At 27.2% G+C, this 22035-nt stretch carries 15 protein-coding genes and 1 other RNA gene; 4 read left to right on the top strand and 12 right to left on the bottom strand.

All coding sequences use genetic code 4. From position 1 onward, the window contains the following. Window positions 1–11: 11 nt before the first annotated feature. The 11 genes from ACWXVP_RS00790 to ACWXVP_RS00740 form a co-directional block, all read right to left on the bottom strand. Window positions 12–1100 (bottom strand): YhjD/YihY/BrkB family envelope integrity protein, encoded by a 1089-nt coding sequence (locus ACWXVP_RS00790; RefSeq protein WP_438340416.1) that lies wholly within the window; start codon window positions 1098–1100, stop codon window positions 12–14. Then, window positions 1084–2511: an Asp-tRNA(Asn)/Glu-tRNA(Gln) amidotransferase subunit GatB gene (gatB, locus tag ACWXVP_RS00785; protein ID WP_456012633.1), complete on the bottom strand. Its 1428-nt coding sequence runs from the start codon at window positions 2509–2511 to the stop codon at window positions 1084–1086. The genes ACWXVP_RS00790 and gatB overlap by 17 nt, the downstream gene beginning before the upstream one ends. Further along, a complete protein-coding gene (locus ACWXVP_RS00780; RefSeq protein ID WP_456012631.1) occupies window positions 2504–3832 on the bottom strand; it encodes an amidase family protein in 1329 nt (442 codons plus the stop codon). The genes gatB and ACWXVP_RS00780 overlap by 8 nt, the downstream gene beginning before the upstream one ends. After that, complete coding sequence (locus ACWXVP_RS00775; protein ID WP_444704842.1) at window positions 3822–4124, bottom strand: Asp-tRNA(Asn)/Glu-tRNA(Gln) amidotransferase subunit GatC; 303 nt, start codon at window positions 4122–4124, stop codon at window positions 3822–3824. The genes ACWXVP_RS00780 and ACWXVP_RS00775 overlap by 11 nt, the downstream gene beginning before the upstream one ends. 12 nt (window positions 4125–4136) lie before the next feature. After that, window positions 4137–4970 carry a pseudouridine synthase family protein gene (locus ACWXVP_RS00770; RefSeq protein WP_455993846.1) on the bottom strand — a complete coding sequence of 278 codons (834 nt, stop codon included), beginning with the start codon at window positions 4968–4970 and terminating at the stop codon, window positions 4137–4139. Then, window positions 4963–5583, bottom strand: coding sequence for an SMC-Scp complex subunit ScpB (gene scpB / locus ACWXVP_RS00765; RefSeq protein WP_438340411.1), 621 nt, complete (start codon window positions 5581–5583; stop codon window positions 4963–4965). The genes ACWXVP_RS00770 and scpB overlap by 8 nt, the downstream gene beginning before the upstream one ends. After that, window positions 5573–6379, bottom strand: coding sequence for a segregation/condensation protein A (locus ACWXVP_RS00760; RefSeq protein ID WP_456012630.1), 807 nt, complete (start codon window positions 6377–6379; stop codon window positions 5573–5575). The genes scpB and ACWXVP_RS00760 overlap by 11 nt, the downstream gene beginning before the upstream one ends. Window positions 6380–6394: 15 nt before the next feature. Next, a complete protein-coding gene (locus ACWXVP_RS00755; RefSeq protein ID WP_438340409.1) occupies window positions 6395–7183 on the bottom strand; it encodes a 1-acyl-sn-glycerol-3-phosphate acyltransferase in 789 nt (262 codons plus the stop codon). 24 nt (window positions 7184–7207) lie between these two features. Next, window positions 7208–7510 carry a 4'-phosphopantetheinyl transferase superfamily protein gene (locus ACWXVP_RS00750; RefSeq protein WP_438340408.1) on the bottom strand — a complete coding sequence of 101 codons (303 nt, stop codon included), beginning with the start codon at window positions 7508–7510 and terminating at the stop codon, window positions 7208–7210. Between the two features lie 103 nt (window positions 7511–7613). Continuing rightward, window positions 7614–8942, bottom strand: coding sequence for a C1 family peptidase (locus ACWXVP_RS00745; RefSeq protein WP_456012629.1), 1329 nt, complete (start codon window positions 8940–8942; stop codon window positions 7614–7616). 31 nt (window positions 8943–8973) lie between these two features. Continuing rightward, window positions 8974–9663 carry a potassium channel family protein gene (locus tag ACWXVP_RS00740; protein WP_456012627.1) on the bottom strand — a complete coding sequence of 230 codons (690 nt, stop codon included), beginning with the start codon at window positions 9661–9663 and terminating at the stop codon, window positions 8974–8976. Window positions 9664–10032: 369 nt separating this feature from the next. Here ACWXVP_RS00740 and ACWXVP_RS00735 point away from each other — a divergent pair, with 369 nt between their 5' ends. The 3 genes from ACWXVP_RS00735 (at window position 10033) to rnpB (ending at window position 19820) form a co-directional block, all read left to right on the top strand. Beyond that, the gene (locus tag ACWXVP_RS00735; RefSeq protein ID WP_456012625.1) at window positions 10033–11475 is read left to right on the top strand and encodes a TrkH family potassium uptake protein; all 1443 of its coding nucleotides are present in this window, start codon (window positions 10033–10035) and stop codon (window positions 11473–11475) included. A gap of 10 nt (window positions 11476–11485) precedes the next feature. Then, the gene (locus ACWXVP_RS00730; RefSeq protein WP_456012623.1) at window positions 11486–19471 is read left to right on the top strand and encodes a hypothetical protein; all 7986 of its coding nucleotides are present in this window, start codon (window positions 11486–11488) and stop codon (window positions 19469–19471) included. A gap of 37 nt (window positions 19472–19508) precedes the next feature. Beyond that, window positions 19509–19820: RNase P RNA component class B (gene rnpB / locus ACWXVP_RS00725), an RNA gene on the top strand. Window positions 19821–20491: 671 nt separating this feature from the next. Here the strand turns inward: rnpB and ACWXVP_RS00720 are convergent. Beyond that, a complete protein-coding gene (locus ACWXVP_RS00720; RefSeq protein WP_456012622.1) occupies window positions 20492–20803 on the bottom strand; it encodes a hypothetical protein in 312 nt (103 codons plus the stop codon). A 395-nt stretch (window positions 20804–21198) separates the two neighbouring features. On the opposite strand from ACWXVP_RS00720, the gene ACWXVP_RS00715 reads away from it, so the two are divergent. After that, window positions 21199–21948 carry a DNA-processing protein DprA gene (locus ACWXVP_RS00715; RefSeq protein WP_438340402.1) on the top strand — a complete coding sequence of 250 codons (750 nt, stop codon included), beginning with the start codon at window positions 21199–21201 and terminating at the stop codon, window positions 21946–21948. Window positions 21949–22035: the final 87 nt, after the last annotated feature.

Below are 22035 nucleotides of genomic sequence, written 5' to 3'. Positions count from 1 at the left end.
GTTATGCTTTGCTAATATTTTCTTGAAAATCACTTATTTTTCTCGAGAATGGGTAAATTAATAAAAGTTTTATAAAAGCTAGAATTAACTATTACGCCAGTGTAGATAAAATATGACATAACACTTAGTAATAAAATGATATACATAAATGATGCGACAACACCAAATTTCTTATAATCAAATACTGAGGTTAGAGATCCAAAAATTAAAATGTATAGGGTAGTTGGCACTGTTACTATTAGTGCGCCGGGATTTACATGTGAAAATTTTAGTTTAAAGTTAGGTGCAAATTTAAAGAAAAATAAAAATGCTACATATGTTATTATGGGTAAAAATAAAACTGTTGGAATTCAAAAAATAAGTTGAAATTCTCAGGGTAACATTTTAAGTGTTGTTGTGTGATCAACATTAATACTAAACACATTCTTTAATATAAAGTTAAGAAAAGCTGATGTAACTAATAAAAAAACTACGAGTAATACTGTGATAATTATGCTTGTTATAAATCCCTTGATTCGTGTTCTCCACATTGAGGATGAAGTTTTTTGTTCGTATAGAGCATCAAATGATCAAATAAATTTGCTATAGCCCTTTGATGATATTCACAATATAGATATGGTAAGAAAAATAAATGCAGCAATTCCGCCTGGGCTACTTCAAATTTCTGAAAATGCCGGAATAACGTTTTCAATACCGGGAATTAGCTGGCCTAGAATTGTGACTTTGATAACAATCTCTAACTGAGAATTTATTGCTCCAATAATTCCTATAACTAAACCTAGAGTCGGTATAAATGAAAGAAAAAGGTACATTGCGTATCCTGTTGGAACAAAGGCAAATTCATTTGAGTTTATTTTAGCATATGTCGATCTAACTATTTCTTTTCCTTTTACTTTCGAACTTCGCAAGTAATTTGGAATAGCAACAAAGAGAATCCCATATATAATCGCCTTTAAAGCCTTTTCAAAAAAGTTTTGTTTATTTTTATTTTTTATTACTTGTTTTGCTGAAATAGAATTAGCATTATTATTTAGTTTTTTTTCTTGGTTTTTATCATTATTTCAACCGGTCTGGAGTAAGTTTTTATTCCTTTTTTTCATAAAGATCCTTAATTATTTTGCTTAGCTCAATTGCATTTGCTTTCCCAGCAGTTTTTTTCATTACTTGGCCAAGCATAAATTTTGAAGCTCTGTTGAAATTTATTTCAAATTCTTTGTTTAAAGTTGGGAATTCATTTAAAATTTCTTTAATAATATCTGTTAATGAAATTTCCTTGTGTTCAATGAAAAGGTTATTTTGTTTAATTATTTCATCAATATCATTGTTTTCGTTTTGATTAATTAGAATACTTAGGATGGTTTTTATGCTGGTCTTTTGTATTTTTTCATCTATTGTATATTGAATGATTTTTGACATAACATCAATATTTAGTTTTAGCTTTGATAATGACAAATTATTCTGATTTAGAAATGAAACGATTTCGGCAAAGAAAATATTCACGCTCTTTTTAAAATCTGTTGTGTTGAGCATATCAATGAAACTTGCATATTCCATATTTTCAATTAATTGCATAATTTGAACATTATTTAACCCATATTTTAGATAACGCATTTCTCTTTCATATGGTAGTTCTTCAATGGCAATGCTATCAACAAATTCTGGTTTTAGTTCGATACAAGGGATATTGGGGTCTGGAAAATATTTATAATCAATTGAGTCAGATTTTGAACGCATTGTTATAGTTTTTAGTTTAGATTCATCAAATCTTTTTGTTTGTTGCGAGAAAGTTTGGCCGCTTTCATAACATGATGTTTGCCAATTATATTCATATTCTATTGCTTTTTCAATATTAGAAATTGAGTTTAAATTTTTTACTTCAACTCTTGTGTTTAGGTCATTAGTTCCTTTTTTTCTAACAGAAATATTTAAGTCAACTCTTAAGCTGCCTTCATTCATTTTGGCATCGGAAATGTCAAGAGCTAGCACAATTTTTCTTATTGCATCAACATATGCAACCGCTTCTTTAGCACTATGAAGAACTGGATTAGAGACAATCTCGATTAACGGAACACCTGAACGATTGTAGTTTAGTAAGGTTTGATTTCCTTCATGAAGAGATTTAGCTGTATCTTCCTCTAGGTGAATTCTCTCAATCTCAATATCTTTTCATTCATTATTGACTTTAATTTTTATTTTTCCATTTTTGCCAATTGGATTAAATTGTTGTGTAATTTGGTAGCCTTTTGTTAAATCTGGATAAAAATAGTTTTTTCTATCAAAGCGAATATTATGGTCGATTTCCATATTTAAAGCTTTTGCTAATTTTATTGCCTTAATGATGGCTTGTTTATTTACGATCGGTAATGAACCTGGATATGCTAAATCAATGTGCGATACATAAATATTAGGGTTGGATGTATAAAGATTAGGTTGTGATGAAAACATTTTAGTTTTTGTATTAAGTTCAATATGTATTTCAATACCAATAACTAATTCTCAATTTTTATACATTTATTTCTCCTAGTTTTTTTTCAAAATATAATGCTTGGCTAAATAACTTTTTGTCATTATTTCTTTTTGTATCAAAAGCAATATTAAATGGTAAATGGTTTTTTAAATCAATACCAAGTTTCATTGTTAATGATGGATTCCCAACTAGATTTGCATAAGTTAAAATAAAATCTAAATATGATTTATATTTTGACCCATTTTTAATATTGGGAGCAACATCATTAGAGGCAGGATAAACAAACACATCAGCTGTGTTATGAATATTTTCAAAATATTCAACCAAGACTCTTCGCATCTTTTTGGCTTTTACAAAGTATCTAATTTGATTATTGGCTTTGAGAAAAAAAGATCCTAGAATTAGACGTGATTGAACCATTTTGCCCAGATATTTTGATCTGGTTTTTTTGAATGTATCAATCCAATCCTTGCCTTCTTCTCTTAATCCAAAGGAAACACCAGTAAGATTGGCGAGATTTGAAGATGCTTCTGAAAAGGCGATTATTTTGTAAACTACATCTATTGAGTTAAGAAGCTTTATATTTTCTTTAATTTTAATTAGTTTAATTCCATCTTTTTCCATCACATTAAGAAAGTTTTTGTATGATTTAGCAATTTCTGGATTAAGTTTATCAAAACAATCTAAATAGGCAATAGATTTTGGCTTTTCTTCTTTAATCTCATCATATTTAAAACTAAGATCAATTGAAGTTAAATCATTTTTTAGATCTTGCTTATACAATATTGATGATAATTTTATTAGGTCCTTAATGTTGTGTGTAAAATAAGCCACAGTATCTAATGAAGAGGCAAATGCAAAAAGTCCATATCTACTAATTGCTCCATATGACGGTTTAAATCCAATCTCGCCGATATTTGAAGCAGGCTTTCTTACAGAGTCTCCGGTATCTGAACCAATTGCAAAGTCAATATCTTTACTAAAAGTGGCAGCAGCTCCTGATGATGATCCACCAACTAGATATTCTTTATTTAAAGGATTTTTTATTAAACCAAAGGCAGAATACTCCCCCGATCCCCCGAGACCGAATTCATCAAGATTTGTTCTAGCAACACATGTTGACCCATTTTCTTCGAGCAATTTAATAACACTAGCTTTATATCCAGGTCTGAAATTGTGCAAAAACAAGCTCGAGGCTTTACATTCAACATTTATGTCAGCATAGTTATCTTTTATTGTGTATATTGTATTGGATAGTGGAAGACTACTATCATTTAATTTAGCATCTTTGAAAATGTAGGATATAGCATTATTATCATCTTGTAATAATTTATCAATTATATTTTGAATATTTTTATTCTTCATGAACAACTCTTTTCATAATAACTAGATCTTCATTGCTATTATATGCGTTTTTAAGAAGTTTTTCTTTGTCGATTTTAGTGCAATCGCATATTTCGTCGTCTCTTAAATCATTAAAAGAAATTTTAGATTCGTTGATATGCGATAACGGTTTTATATTGGCTAGATTTATTTCGTCAAGATCAGTTAGCGATTGGTTAATTGAGTCTAATAATTTTTTGGCCATATTAATAACTTCATCAGATGGGTCTAGTAATAAATTATTTGCTATTGTTTTTAGTTCTTCATCGTTCATTTTTGGTCCTTTTTATCAACGCGGTTGAGATATAAAAATTTGATTATTATATTCATTAAATTCATCAGGTAAATTTTGAAATTTTATTGAATATGAATGCAAATATAATCTTTTTGCTTTTTTTCCACCATATTTAGTATCTCCCAAAATTGGAGATTTTAGATATTCAAGAGTAGCCCTGATTTGGTGCTTTTTTCCTGTAACAATTTGAGCGTAACTACGGTTTCCTTCCTTGAAGAAGATGGTTCTAGCTTTTATTCCAAAATCTGGATTTACTCGCATTTTTTCATTTTTAATATCTTTTTCAAGGCGTACAGTTATGTCAAGCTTTTCTTCGTTAAAGTCTGCAACAAATTGATAAATTTTTTCAAAATATTTTTGATATTCATCAAAAACTACTAAGGTTTTATAGTTCTTTGCATATACCACTAAACCACTAGTTTTTTTATCAATTCTGCCGATTGAAGCCGGTACAAAAGAAGAAGTTTTTTTAAAATTTAGATATTTATGAACTTGGTCATCTAGGCAATTTTCTTCTGAATGCATTGCGATGTTTATTGCTTTATCAACAATTAAAATATTTTTATCCTCATATATAACTTTAAAATTAATATTTGCAGTATTTCTCTTTTTTGGTTTTTGAATTTCAGAAATTCCATAAACAATAATTTCATCGTCTAACTGTAATTTATATTGTTTATCGTTAGTTTTAACTCCATTTACTCTTATGTCTTTTTCACGAAAAATTTTTTCAATTCGTGATTTCGGGACATTGTCACATACTTTTAATATGTATTTATAAAGAATACGATCCACATCATCTTTTTTTGCTCTAAATTTATTCATTATATGTTTCCTCTACAAATAATTCATTATTGGATGCGTCGACTCTTTGAGAATCAAATAAGTCAAAATTTTCATCAGCCATTTCTTCTTCGATATTCGAGTAGCGGCTAAATTCAGGAAAAGGAGGAAGTTCAGCCAGTGTTTTAATTTTAAAATAATCATAAAATTTGTTAGTTATTCCATAAATGATGGGATTACCTGGGGTTTGAGCTACACCTACCTCCTCAATAATTCCTTTTTCTAATAAACTCGCAACAATACCGTCACTAACAACACCTCTAATGTTTGAAATCATTGAACGAGTTACTGGTTGTTTATATGCAACAATTCCAGCTACTTCAATAGCTGCATTTGAAAGTCTTTGTTTCTTGACAATTGTAACTAGTTCAGATATATATTCCTTTACAGCCTCAACTGTAAGAAATTTATAAACATCATTGAATTCATAAACCTTAATACCATGATCTTGGTTATTAAAAAAAGTCTTGAAATCTCTTAATATTTTTCTGCCTTCTTGGATGGTGTTTAATTTAAAAATATCTTTCACTTGTTCCGAACTTAATCCTTCACTTCCTTGAACGAATAGTAGTGCTTCAATTATTTTATTCTTCATATTCTATTCCTTTTTTAAATTTGATAATACCTTCATCAACATCTTGTTCTAAAATAACAATTTGTTGTCTTGCAAGATCCAAAACGGCCAACATTGTTATGACAAAATGGCCTATTGTTGGGACATTAAAAATCTCATTAAACATAACCTCATTTTTATTAACAAAAAGACTGATTATTCTCTTTTTTTGATCCTCAGGATTTACAGCAACTGTTGATATAGTAATATTTCTAATTAATTCTGAATATGTTCGTTCAAACATTTTTCTTAATGTTATAACTAACTTCGAGCTATTAGAATGTCCATCAAGAATTGTTGAATCAACTTCTTTAACAAATTCCTCGGTTTCTTCTGGTTCTTTTGAAAACAAGTTTTGTCTTTGTTCTTCTTGTTTTTTTAATATTGAGGAAATTTCCTTAAACTTTTCATATTCCGCAATTTGTTCAAGCAATCTTTTCTTTTCTTGTTTGATTTCCTCTTCTGCTTCTGGGTCTTGTAATAACATCCTTGCTTTTAATTGAACTAGTGTTGCAGCCATAACTAAATATTCTGATGCAAGATCAATTTCATAACTTTCTATGTGTTTAATAATTTCTAAATATTGAGCAGTCAATTCAATTAAATCTACCTCAAAAATACTAATATTCTTTTCTCTTATTAGTGTTACTAAAAGGTCAAGTGGACCATCAAAATTAGAAAGTTTAAAAATATGTTTATCGCTTTCGGTACTTGTGTTTATTTTTTTGTCATCTTCTGAAGATAATTTACTTGATTTTGGTGTGTTTGTATGGTTCATAATATTGATTATTCTCTATTTTCTTTTTGTAAAAGTATTTTTTATGGTTTCATCTGATGAGATATTTTGATCTTGATATTTGCTTGAAACAATATTTTTAACTCAGTTAGCAAAATCTTTTTTATCTAGTGTTTGAAATTGCTGAGGTTTTATTGAAGGGTGAAAAATTACCTTAACGACAAGCTTTCCTTGTCTTTTATTATCAAGAGCATTAGCTGCGTTATTTATTGTTACTGGTACAAGGGGAATGTAGGTTGATTGAGCTGTTAGAAATACACCACTATTAAAATGAGCTATCTTGCCATCTCTTGTTCTAGTGCCTTCAGGGAAAATAACACCACAAGTTTGGTGTTTTTTAACATATTGCCCAAAATCTCTTAGAATTGCTAACGCTTCCTTTGGCTTTTGTGTATTTATGTAAAAGGTGCTAATTAGTTGACTAATTTTGTAAATTGATTTCTTTTGTTTAGCTTCCTCTCTAGCAACAAATGTCATTGGTTTTGATTTTCTTTCGCCATTACCATGGTTTCATAAAGCTGAAGCAATAATTAAAGGATCTAGATAAGTTGAATGATTAGGCGTTAAGAAACAAGGTCCACTTGGAATATTTTCAAATCCTTCAACTTCAACCTCGACATTCAGGTGTCGCAAAATATTTGAACTATATTTGTGGATAAAATGTTGTTTTTCAACGTCTTTATAATAATCTGGCATTGCTCTATTTCTTTTTGCTTTTGCCAAAAGTCTCACAAAGTTGTGTAGTAAAGGAATAAATCTAAGAAATTTTCTTGTTTTTAGTGTCATAAGTTTTTCTCCTTGTTTTATTTTTTAGGATTTAAATGCAACAGCAACAACATAACCATCTTCACTAGTTGTAGATAATTGGTAATTGGCATATGTATATCTTCCAGCATTCGTTTTTTTGATTAGTATGTTTTTAAAACTAAATATTGAATTGTCAATTTTGAATATGCACTCTTTTAATGCTCATCTGGTTGCTAAAAATATTGGTTTTTTAGAGTCGCTGATTTTTAAATATTCTTCAATTTCAATTGGGTGTAAAATTTTTTTAATGGCGTTGGTGGATATATTTATAAACCTATTAATTTTAGCCATATCAATTGAAATCATAAAACTCCTTAATAAATAATTATTAATTATAATTTAATTAATAAATATTATGATTACAAAAGGAAAAAAATACCAAGCTATTAAACTGGTATTTTGCTATTAATTATTCATCACATAGTGGATCAAATGGAGAAATCGTAAAAATAGGTTTATTAAATGATTCAATTATTTCTTTATCTAAATATTTCTTATCAACAATAGCCATGTAATTATAATCAGTAAATCATTGGTCGCTCATTGACCAAAAACCTTTTGATCCTCGATCGCTTCCTCAACTATTTTCTACCTTTCAATTAATTGCTTTTCCTTGGGAATCTAGGTTTACTCCTACCATATTCATTGCATGAGCAATTACTGAAGCTCTTGATTCGAATTTTTCAGCTTTTGAGAAGTCTGGCGTTTTTGTTAGTGTTAGATCAAAATTGTAAAGTTCGGAATCTAGGATGCCCTCTCTATTTCCAAATGTAGAAACATCGCATCCAAATCATACTGGGTCCCCTGCTTTAATTTGATTAATCATAATTTTTTTCATTATCTCGATATCAATATTAATCATTGTTAAGGGAGTACCGCCAACCATATTATTGCATAGAGGGGCTTGGATGACAGAATTATGTGGAAACTTATTTCTCGGATCAGATACAAGAGTGATTTTTGTTTCAATATGTTTGCTTAGGTATTTTTGATAAAACTCAACTGGCGTCATTTTATCTAATGATACATATTTTTTATCCTTATTCATATATTCGAATTTGAATTCCTTCGGTGGTTTACCTAATGATTTTACTAAAATGTTATAAACATCTTCTAGTGCTTTTTCTTTTAGTAAAGAAACTTTATTTAAATCATTTGTTTGCAAAAATGTTTGTCTCATTTTAGCAGTATAAGCCTTTAATCTTCAATTAATTTGTTCTACCATTTCACTCGTGGCTTCGGAACTGAATGATTCATTCATTGCATCTTTTGTTACAATTCCATATTTCTTAATAAGATTTGTAAAGAAATCTCAATAGCCACCATCTGAAACTGGGTTAGTATTAAAATATCTAAATAGGCGATCTTCATTCTCTAATTTTAGTCCTTCATTTTCAATTCAATTTAAGTAGAAATTTGCCTTTTCTAATTTATCAAAGAAATGAATATAGTTTTGTGAAAGTTCTAATGATTCAACATTAAATTCTTCCATTAGTTTAGTTCTAATAGAGTTTAAGCCAGCAAAAATTCAACATCTTCCTGATGCTTTTTGATTAGTAATATTCCCTACTTTTGTTTCATGAGAAAAAACAAAATTATGTTTTTTTATTGCCTCATTGTTTATTGAGCTTTGTTTTAATCCATTTTTAAAAATGGCTGATTCAATAATTTTGTTATTTATATTATTTTCATAATTTTCTTCAAACTTGTTAATTAATTCAAAATTAATTTCTGACATATTTTTATATTTTCTCCTTATTTTATTTAGATTATTTTGATTTGGTACAAAATTCCGTCACTCTTATAATATCTTCAAGTTTACCAATAAACGTAATTAGGTCACCATTTTCTATTTCAAAGTCGCCGCTAGGAAGAAATCAACTTTCGCCTCTTTGAATTAATGAAACTGATACGGAGTATTTGCTTCTAAATTCTGTTTCTCTAATTTTCTTGCCAATTATTTCATGATTTTTAATCCCGACTTTTGAGCTAACAAACCCATCTTGAATTTCAGTAATACATTCCGAAAAATTTGTCAAAGCATTATCCGAAACTAGGATAGCTGTTTTTGTTCCTGCTTCTTCTTCTGGAGAAACGATTCACTTGACACCAATTTGTTTTAAAACACGTGAATGACGAGAATTTGATGCTCTTGCAATTACTGTTTGCACACCTATTTCTGCTAGCGCTGCAACAATTTCAATGTTGTCTGATGTCGCAACGATAACGACATCAAATTCCTTAACATTAATTGATTCAAGAGTTTTTTTATCAGCACAATCAGCGACGTAAATGTTTTCAACTTCATCTTTAAATGGTAGAAGGTGTTTTTCATCTTGGTCAATTAGTACTAATCGAATATTGTTCGTTCTATCTAAAAGAAGTTTTCTTATAACCGCTTGTCCAAAACGGCCAATGCCGATTACACAAATTTCCCTTGCCTTTTTAAAAAGTTTCATATTTTCTCCTAAACTATTTTGATGATTACAAAATCATATACTAATAAATTTTAAGACTTTTATATTTAAATAAAGTAAAGTAATTTCAAAAAGATAACCCTAGCAAATGATTGAACTATTCAATCTAGTTGTCTACAGATATAAATTATTAAATTTTTCTTTTAAATTTAAGTTGCCTTTTTAAATTTTAACATTTAAATTTTTTTAGTCAATTTCACCAAAAATATATTTTTTTACCTTTTGCTATATAATATAGCAATGATAAAAAAGCATCATATACCTAAAAAAACTAATATTTTCCTAAGATTTTTACGTAAGCTTGGGGTGGTAAGATATATTTTTATAATATATATCTTATTTACTATTCTTATGTCACTTTTGTTATTCTGAAACATATCCCATAAGGCCGATATAAAGGAACCAGTTAAATATATAGATGCACTTTTCGTATCTTCATCAGCATTTAGCGACACCGGGCTAACGCCATTAGTCACATCCGATACATTTAATACCTTTGGCCAGTTTTTGATTGCCTTAAGTATGGTTGTTGGCGGAATTGGAATATTTACATTTAAGATTTACATTTTTCAATCTATATTGGGTTTGAGATCTAACATCTTTAGCAATATGGTTTCTCAAACAGAAAGAGGTTCTATAACTGTTAGTGAAACAAGAAAGATGATTAAGATAGCAATTTCGTTCTTAATTATTACAACTGCTGTTGCTTCATTTATCTTTACAATGCTTTTATATTTGAGACCAAATTCAAATTTTATAACACAAGAGTTAAAAGAAACTAGCCCTTTATTGTTTAATAATAAAGTCGTTTTGAAGGCTAATGAGATACCATATAATAACTTTCTTCAATCATTAAAGTATGGAATTTTTCATGCGATTAGCTCAATAAATAATGCGGGATTTGACTTGTTTGGAAATAAGAGTTTACAACCTTTTTATAATGATTATGCTTTTCAAATAGTGACAATAATAACCTTTTTGATTGGCGGAATAGGCTTCCCGGTGATCTATGATATATGAAAAAAAATTCAATCAGTCAAGTTAGACCAACCACATCATAGATTTAATTTATTCACTAAATTTACAATAATAACTTATCTAATTACTACTGTATTAGGTTTTAGCATAAGTGTTATATTGGAATATAGTTCTAAATCAGAAACTACTTTTTGATATCAAAAGGAATATGGAACTGTGGGCGACAAACTATTTGCTATATACTTTCAAGTTAGTTCAACTAGATCTGCTGGTTTTTTGACTGTAAATTACTATAATTTTACACACTCAACCGTTTTATTACATAGCATCCTTATGTTTATCGGCTTTTCACCAGTTTCAACTGCAGGTGGTATTCGAAATACAACAATAGCAGTTATTTTTCTAAGCATAGTTACAATGATGACTGGCCGCAGTAGAATTAACGCCTTTAAGAGACAAATTGGTAAGGAAACTCTTATTAAAGCAGTCAATGTTTTTACTCTATCTATTGTCTTGATATTTATTGTATCAATTGTTAGTTATTCAACTCTTCCGACTCAAACTAAACAAATTGGTGATGTTAATTATCCAATTATTTTTGCAACATTTGAAGCATGCTCAGCTTTTGGCAATACTGGTTTGACAACAGGACTATCTTCAAATTCACACAACTTGCATATTGCTGGCAAATTAAGTCTTATTTTTATCATGATAATTGGACAATTTGGTATTCCTCAGACTATCAAAATATTTGGTCGAGGAAGAAAAGCACCAGAATACTATCAATATATCTATGAAGATGTATCGATTGGTTAGGAGGTTTCTCATGAAAACGAAAGAAATGATTAAAAAAGTTACTAAAATAACTGTTGGTTTATCACTTGGATTAGTAATCCCAATTACTTCTATTTCTTGTGATAATAAAAAAGCACCAGATCAAGCAAAACCTAAAATTCAAAAGAAAAATATTCAAAAACCAGTTAGCGGAAAAATAAATTATGTTGCCATCGGTGATGATTATGCAGCTGGAAATAATAATAGTTTTAATGCTCATAGTAATAACTTTTTTAGCAAAGAAGATAATGAAGTATACGGAATTTCATATGCCTCATATTTAGCTAATTCAATCTCGCTAATCAATGATGATGAAACAATATTAAATAGATATGAAAATCTGGGTTTATCTTATTCTACTACTGATGCTTGATTGCATTTATTAAAACCAACCAATACTAGCAATTTAAATGAATTTAATGAGGTAATAAATCTAAATAAAAAATTAGGTTTGTATAATGCTAATTTGAATAGTAAAAAGGTTATTAGTAATATTAAAGAATCAAATTTTATAACCATTTCATTAGGATTTAATGATATCTTTAAGAAAGATGAAATTTTGTCATTAGTGTTAAGACAATTTAAAGATAAAAAAGAAGAAAATCAATTTATTGTAGGCTATAATAAAATTATTTCAGCAAGAATTGCACAATTGTCAAAAAATTATACAGAGATAGTTAGGGAAATAAAACAAATAAATCCTAATATAAATATCAATCTAATTGGATATAGTGCGCCCTTAATTCATACTATCAATATTCAAGGTAATTTTCAAAATAACATTTTGAAAATAACAACAGATTTATTGAATAAAACAATTAGCAATATCGCCGACAGTGAGAGTTTAAACTATTATAGTTTTTCATCTGAAAATAGCATTTATGAAAATGCTGAACAATTTTCGACTGATTATTTAAGTATCTTTCCAAGTGTCAACGGTTATAAAAAACTTGCGCAAGACATATTTGCAAAAATGTCTACAAATATTACAGAATATAATTCATTATTCAACAACAATGAATTTTCAAATCACAATAAAGCAATTTCATTTATAAAAAAAGCAACAACAATTAAATCATTAATTTTTGGAGTAGTTGGAAATAATGTAGATACATTTAAGAAACCGTATCCATTTGAAAAAAATTCAAAAAATAGTAGTCTTATTGCTTCTGAATCAAGCAATGTTTTTGCTCAAACTGTTTTGGCTGAATTTAGTAGTAAAATAAAAATGCTAAATAATGAACAACTTAAAACTTTTATTGATAACGTTCTTTCAATTATTGGCATTAATGATAAAGAGGCAAAAACATGATTTAATGAATTAATAAATTCATTGGTATCTAAGCATAAAAATAATTTAATAGTTTCATTATTTGAACAGCTGTTTGATTCAGTTTATGTTCAACACTTTCTTAATAAGGCAAATATCAAGGTTTCACAATTATTGGCAAAAAAATCTCCTCAAAATACTTTAACATCTGAAATTAGGAAAATTCTTACGCAAGAATTTCAAGATAAAAACAGTATATACTTAATCTTAAAATCAGTATTAAATTCTAACTATTTATCTAAAATTGAAAATAAAGTTTTTATTAGACAAAATTTAGCGTCATTAATTAAAATATTATTTTCAAACAAATCTATTAAGCAACTATTTCCACAAGAGCTATTGCTATTATGAGATAAGAAAACAATGGATAAAAATATAGTTGTAAAATTTGATAATCTTGTTAATAAGGCAGTGGATAATTTATTAAGCAAAAGCGAATTATATTTTGCTAATACTAATTTTGATGGTTTTATAAATGATATTTTGAGGGACTCTAAGAAAGAAATTATTTCTCTATTTCAAGCAATTGTTGATTGATTAATCAAAGATAAAGGATCTCTAAAAAGGATTATTGATAAGATTGCAACCTCCTTAAAAAATGTTTATAGAGTGCCGCAAGAAAGACTTGATGACATTAAATATTTCATTCAAACAACAGTGGAAAATCTAAAGGATTTTAAGTATTCATATGAACTTCTTGATCTTTTTGTAGAAACTACACTCGATTCATACAAAGATAATAAGTTGTTAGATACACATTCATTTATTAAAGCATTTGTCAAGGGGTTGCTATTTAATACAAAGGATGCCAATAAAAATAATCGTGTCTTTTTTGCTCTAATTAGCAATGTTCCTAGAACGCCTAATATTGATCTTAATAAATACTATAATGGAATAAAATATCTCGGAGTTGGATTAGTGCAAGCAGAAAACATAATAAATTCAAATAATATAAGTAACCTGCTTGATGATCAAACAAGAGAAGCTATGCTTACATTGCTTAGAAATATTGCAAATAATTCTGATAACATTTTGAATATAACAGGTAAGAACTATATAAAAGACTTATTTTCATTATTGATTGACGATATCACTGCAAAGGGTAGCTTATTTAACCAAATTTTAGATAGGCTTGGGGACTATGTTGTTATACATCCATTAATTAATTTCATTAAAAAACAAGGTTATGAGAAACAAATACTATCAGCAAATCCCGAATTTAATAATATAGAAGAGTTTGTAAAGTCTAGTTATTCTTCATTATATAAATCAGTTAATAATAAGATAATTATTGATAAGCTAAAATTTTTGGTAAATGACATTGTTGATAATGGTAAGCTATATGACAAAAGTTCACTATTTGCTTTTGTTGTTTCAACCTTAAAAAGAGTACAAGAAAATGGATTGATAACATTAGTAGAGACTTTATTGCAACAAATATCGAGTAAGGAAAATACTAAATTATTAGTGAATGTTCTTACCTCATACATTAATTCATCGTTAAATGTAAAACTAACCAATGTTGAAAAAGAACTGATCGAAACTTATATACAAAGCATTTTAAGAAACATTAAGGATTCAAACTTATTTAAACACTTTATTGATAATTTTAAGAAGATAACTAAAAAAATTGATATATCAAAAGTTGACACTTTTGATAAGCTGGGTTTATATCTAAAAGAAGAATTAAGCAATCTTTTGATTGAATCAACAAACCCCGGTGTAATACAAATGTTTCTTGATTTTTTAAGCCTAAAGAATACAAAAGAAAAAGATGGATTTAACAAATTTATTAATGTTTTATCAATATTTTTAAAAAATGAAAATAATGTTGATTTTATTCTTGACAAGCTAAATCTTAAAAAAATTGTTGCGGATATCCCTAAAAAGATTGATTTTGCAAAGCTGCCCCAAAATGTTAGAGATGATGTTAAAGGGTTATTAAATAATGTATTGGCATTAATAATTAAAAAATGAGATGACAAGATAAATCCAAAAATTAAGGAATTAATTAAAAATTCAGTTTCAAATGAAAAAATTAAAAATGTAAAAAATTTAAATGAATTATTTTTCTTATTAATTAATGAAAATAAGGAATTTTTGAAGGAATTTATTTTAGACATAATAAACAATGTTATTTTGGTTAATCAACAAAGCGAGCAAAAAACTGTTGATATAGTTGTTTATTTAATTTCTACTCAAATTAATTACAAAAAATTAAGTGTTAGTGAACAAGGAAACATCAAATCGATAGTCAAAAAAGCAATTGCCTTTGTTAAGGATAAAAAAATATTTGGGCCATTGATCGAAAGCTTATTAAATACAATGACTTCAAATATCAAGAAATTTGGTATTGATTTTAATAAATATGACTGAGCAAAAATTGTTGACTTTATTGATGATTTAGATATTATAAAAATTGTTGAAGCATCTGAGGATTTCTTTATTAACAAGATATCAAAAGATGAGCTAAAAACATTATTAAAAACTCTTCTTCTAAATGCTGTGCATCTTTTTGCTTTGAACGAGAAGCCAACAAATGATGAATCTACAGCATCTTCATTGCAAGAACCAACTAAAAAAACTATTCCAAACATTAATGTTGAAAAAATTTTAGGTATAGTTCAAAAGATATTGAACAAACTTTCTTCTGAAAATAAGAAGGAATTAATACCTTATTTAGTTGATGCTATCTACGATCTAAAAGAAAATGAAGGTTTTAAGAAATTCTTATCTGATTTACTATCTAAATCTCTTAAAAATGGCAATCAGACAGTTATTAAGGAAATATTAAATAATAAAGGAGATTATTCACTATTAGCTAGTCTAATTATTAACAAGTCATATAGCCTTTTATTAAACGAAGAAAATAAACAAGGTTTAGTTTTGATTTTAAATAGTTTATTTGCCGATGACAAACCAATAGTTTTAGATGCAAATAAACTTCTGATTAAATTATTTAAAAATGTTAAAACAAATAATTTATTAAATTTCATTAAAACCAATTTAGACCGTATATTGGGTGACGAGGAATTGCTGGATGTGATTGCCAGATATCTAATTAGTTTAGTAAAACAACAAGCAAACATAAAATTTAGCGCCAATGAAGATCTAATAGTTCTTAATTACCTAAAATCATTATTAAAATCTATTCCAAACAATCCTTTAATCCATAAATTAAAGAAGAATTTGGAAGAAAAACTCAGCGAATTAACAGATACATCAAGTTATATTGATTTCCAAAAAAAATTGAGTGATGCCCTTAAACAAACATTTAGTTTTAATAAGGAAAATATAGAACAAATTTTTGATCTTTTAATTATAAAACAAGACAAGAAGGCACTAGGTGAAAAAAAACTTGTAGAAACTTTAAAAGTATTGTTAGGCAAAAAAGAGTTTTTAGAATTTATTTTAAAAAATATTAATCCTAAACAATTGATTAATAATATGTTTGATAATATAAATTTATCTAATTTAAATTTAGGAGAACACTCAAAAGGGGCTCTTACTTCAATAATTAAAGACACGAAAGATCTTATTAATCTAAAATATAATGATCTTGTTTCACAAAATATCAATGAAATTATTGAAAAATTATTGCTTGAGGATGTCCTAAAGAATGCAGATTCTTTTGAAGGCTGATTTAAGAATTTCTTCATAGTTAACGAGGATTGGATAATTAAAAAGGTAGACTTGATTCTAAATAATATTTTATTATCAAAAGAAAGCGAACAATTAAAGCAATCAATTGCTAATTTCTTAGTTGAATTTGTTGCCGAAAAACTTAATGGCATTGAATTTAAAAACGGCCAAAAAGAATCGCTAAAAGCAATATTTAACAAGGCAATTAATTTCCTCCCAGATCTTAATATAAGCAATGCTATAACTAAATCTGCTATTAAATTATTAGTTAAAAATATTAACCAATATCAATTCAATTTTGAGAAATATAACTTTAATAGTGCGTTCGACTTTATTAGTATATTTAATAAAATAAACATAGATAAGTTAGACCAATTCTTATCAGGATTAGACTCGCATGACTTAGCTAATATTATTCTTTTAGTTATAAATAATTTTGATAAGCTAGAGTTACTTTTTGCTACTCCATCTGTTACTTTGCAAGAAAAATCAAAGAATAAAACAATTGTTGAGTTCAATAAAAAAGAGGGAATTAAGATAAATATAAATGATATTTTTAGATTAATTAAAGTTGGATTTTCAATTTTAAATGCCTCTGATCGCAAGTCTATCAAAAAAGAAATTCCTAGTCTAGTTCAAAAGATACGTAAATCTCCAAAAATAAAAGAGTATGTAAAAACTAAATTAGACTTTTTAACAAATCTTATTTTAAAAGTTGACTCAAACGCTCGAGATTTTGCTAACAAAACAAAAGAAAAGATTATTGAATTTATCTTTGATAAGGACGATACTAAGGACCTTATAACTAACTTTATTAATACACTAATTTCCTTAGACCAAAAATCATTAGAGAATATTCATAATATAAATGAATTAATTAAGAAACTTTTGAACCTAAATAAGTCTTCGATCAGTGACTTTATTAAAAAAATTGTTTCTAATGCCACTTCTGATGAAGCGTATATTAATAGTTTAGTTAAATTTGTGTTGAATGCAATTCATTCAGAATTAAAATTTGATTCAACTAGCGACGAGTTTGAAAATATTGCTAACTTAGGGACCAGAATTATTAAAAATCTAGGTAATAAAAATATTGTATCAGACATAATAAGTAAGCTTTTTGAGAGTCTTGTTGACATTGATATTATTGATTCAAAGGGCCATTTTGATCAAAATATATTGATATCAAAAATAATTTCAGGGTTAAAGAAAATCGATTGAAAGGCTTTATTTACATCCCAAAATATAGAGGATATGTTTAAATCACTTATTGGAAATAACATATCAAAAGAACAGTTAGTTAAAGAATTTAGTTCTTTATATCATTATTTGGAAAGAAATATACCAAAATTGACTAATCAAATAAACAACCAACATACAATATCTAATAACACTCAAAATGTGCTAAATCCAGTTATTTCTGATGAACAAAAAGAGTTTTTAAAGAATATTGAAGGCACAATATTCAATGTATTAACTGGCTTGAATGGTTCACTTGATTCTAGCGAAACTGTTGGCAAGGAAGCAATAATCGAGGTTGTTCATACAATCTTTAAAGACCAAATTAAAAAGATAAAATGGCAAGAAATAAAACAAGATTTAATACCTAAGTCCGAATTACAAACTATAGTTGATAAATTTGTAGACAAACCAATTTTAAAAACGTTAATTAGCGATGTTATATCTGATTTTCTAACAAAACCAAAAGTCCAAGCAACAAATATTGGTGAAATAGTAACTAAAACATTAGAAAAAGTTTCGCAAAAATTAAAAGATAATGTAACAAAAGTGCTGGAAGCAGTTGTTGAAGACGATGATTTAATGAAGATTGTTATTGGTCATGTATTAAATTATTTAAAATTGGAAAATGTTACAGCCGAAGACATTTCATTTATCAAAGAATTAATTAGCGCTATTTTTAAAGAATTAATCGAAACTGATTTTTATAAACGAAAAGTTGTTAAGAGAACTATCGATCATATTGTTGGCTATAGTAAAAATTTCTCAATATTTGAACCAGTCAAATGACTCCTTGATGCCATTGAAAAAATTAAGGCCGGATTTTCATTTAATGATCTTAAGATTATTGCTTCTTTTGTTGGTGAAACTAAGGCTATTAATGGGGCTCGCTTGATTAAGCTTATAAATCTATTATTTGGAAAAAGTAATTTAAAGGATTCGGTTTTATATAATGGTTTGCGAAACATTAATATGAATCCCGATCCAACAAAGCGTACCAATATTAATACTCTACTTGATTTTGTAAGTATTGGACAATTAAGCAATTCGACTTCAACGAGCAACATTCAAAATGATGATCCAGATAATATTTCTCCCGACCTTGATGCACTGTCATTGATTAATGAAATCTTTAAAATGTTAAGTATTGAATATTATAAGAATAAAAATACTCAAGATAGTAGTTTTAAAGTCAGATCTAAGACACCTGAATGGCAGGCGTTATATCGTTTTAAGGTAGCGATTGATTATATTCTTTTTGAAACATTTGGGCGTGAAACAGATATTGCTCAACGTGATGTGAGTCAAAGAAAAATTAATTTATATACAGGTGTTCGTTCGTTATTATGAGAGATCCAGGAAGGAACTAACATTTCGGCCATTCCGTTTTTAAGCTCTAAATTTTCAGGTATGCAAAGCTATTTTACAAAAGATATTGATCGTCGTCAATTTACTAATTATGCAGTAAGTGAATCTGGTTTTTGATTTGTCAAGTCATGAACTTACTTTGATGATAGTAATTATGGTCCTGAATCAATTACTTATTTAATTACTAGTTCTGGTTATAATGATAAAGAAAAGGGCAATTTAACTAGATTTAAATATAAGATTAGCGAGGCCGGACAAGCATATGAGATTTCTAAAAAAGAATATATCTTACTAACCTTAAAAGAAGGCGGTTATGGTAAATTCATGAAATTAAATAATAAGCGTTCGAATTCATCATGGTCTGGACTTGATAAAATTAATCCCGAAGATTTCTATTAGGAATTAGCTAAAAAAATAAAAATAGAGTAAAATAATTATGCACAGCCAACTGCTGCATAATTATTTTATGTAGAGGAAAATCCGCTCTAGCACTTGCTGCGATGCAAGTAGTGATCATGCTAGGCCAAATAAGCCTAGGCAGTTATTTAAATAATTGACGACTAGTGCAACAGAGACGAGCTTATTTAGTTAAGGTGCAACGATGTAAACTCCATGAGTTAGAAACCCAAATTTTGGTAGGGGAACCTGATTAATATAAATGAATAAAGATCGGGAAGCATATTATTTTAATATGTTTAGATAAATAGTTGGCGCTGTTAATTTACAGAACAAAAAGCGGTTTATCGTGCAAAAAGGCATTTTGTGCCTTTTTATTTTTTTATGCACAGCATTTTTAGGCGTTGATAAATTTAGTCTAATTTTAAGAACTATATAAAAATTAAATTTATAGAGATAAAAGCGAAAACTAAAGCCTTTTATCTTTTTTAACAAAAAATAAGTCACTAATTTTCATTATTTAGTGAATTGGGTATCTACATTATATTTTGGAATAAAATTAAATATATATGGATGTTAAAAAGGAACAATTATGAAAAGAATGAAATTATTATTACCTATACTAACTATAATGCCTTGTTACTGGAGATTATAATTTTGTAATAAATAATAAGAAAAGAGATAAATTAGAAAAAAATGTTTAATTATAATGGAGTTAAATATGATGGGAATGAAATGAATTTTTTACTAAAAGAAAAGGGGTATATTAAATAATGAGTAAAAAGAAGAAAATAATTATTGCTATTGTAACTATTTTGGTTATTGCTTACATTATATTTGTAATATTTGGTTTTGCTTCATCATTAGAAAGAAGATATACAGAATATAAATAATGGAAAATAAAGACAATTCTAAATCAAAATGAATAGCAATACTAACCATTTATACAATATTTGTAGTTTTATTTTTTATTATAACACTTCTATATACGCAGTATTTTTTGGATTATGAAGCCCGGCAATCTTATCCTCAAGTCATTAAACATGAGGAAGCAGTAGCAATATTTTGATATAGTGGATTTAGAGCCACAATTTTAGTTTTAGGGATAATATTAATCACATTTTCCGTTATCTTATATATTTGTTTTAAATCAAAAATAAAAACTATATCTAAAATGAACACTATAATAATTAATATATTATTTGCAATTAACATAATTTTATTATCGATATCAGTTATACTAGATGCAACCTTACTCAATGCAATTGATGTTCTTTTATGAAAACTAAAAAGCAATAAACCGACTGAATTCTTAAATCCAAAGCACAAAGCCATTTCGATAATTTATTATGAAAATCTAGAAGTATTAGAAGCATTTCTATTTCTATCATCATCATTATTTGTAATTTTATCGTTCTTTAAAATTTACTATTTCGCAAGCGTAATTCATAAAAATTTTTTATTAAAACAAAATTAGAATAGAGACTACAAAAATGATTTGAAATACACTAGAATAGGCAAAAATAAATATTATAACGTCATTTAAGTATACTTTTTGTTGTGTTATTAGCGAAATTTTAGATAAAAATTGGAGATGTATTTTATATAGCATATGGAATTTCATCTTTTTATAAAAAGGCATTTTTGTGTCTTTTTATTTTCTCTGTTTTTTCCCAATTTGATTGAAGAAATCATCTTCTTAGCATATTATGTTTATATGTGGAGGACGAATGAACGAAATACTATTATATTTTATATTTAAATACAAAGGTGATTGAAACGATGTTTATAAGGCAATAAAAAATAAGGAAGAAATTAAAGAAGAAGAATTTGATACATTTAAATTTAAAATTCATGAGAAAAATAAAAAATTTATAACTATTTTAGATGATGAATACCCTAAACAACTTTTAAATATAACTAAGCCACCATTTGTGTTATTTTATGAAGGAAATCTTAATATCTTAAAACAAAGCAATAGGCAACAATGCATCTACTTAACAGGATCATATGAAACAAAAAATATAATTGAATATATAGAAAAATACAAAAATGACAATGATAGCGTGTTTATTAATTTATATTGGACTGGATTAGAGCAAAAAATCCTAAAAACATTTTTGAAGCGTAATTTTAAGGTTATTATATTGCTTCCATGTGGAATTGAATATGCTAAAAACAATTTAAATTTAAAAGAATTTTTAAATGATAACTGTTTAATTATATCCGAATATCCTAGTGAATATCACATAACTAAAAATGCATTTTATAGTAGACAAAGAATTAACGCTTGTTTATGTCAAAAGATAATTTTGCTTTCTTCATTGGAAAAAAAATATAACGGAACAATTAATGAGTTTCTTGACCAAGGTAAAGATGTGCAATGCTTACTCTTTAGAGATCATTTAAGTGAAGATCAAAATATTGATTTAATTAATGAGGGGGCTACACTTATAAATGATAATAATCAAATTTGTTAGGACTTTTATATATCATAAAGATAATTAAAAACTAATTTTGTAATAAAATTTTTAATGTAATTAAAAATATGGAAATATATAAGAAAA

This window comes from Mycoplasma sp. 1781, from assembly GCF_053851675.1.
This window is presented reverse-complemented; position numbering and strand designations above follow the sequence as displayed.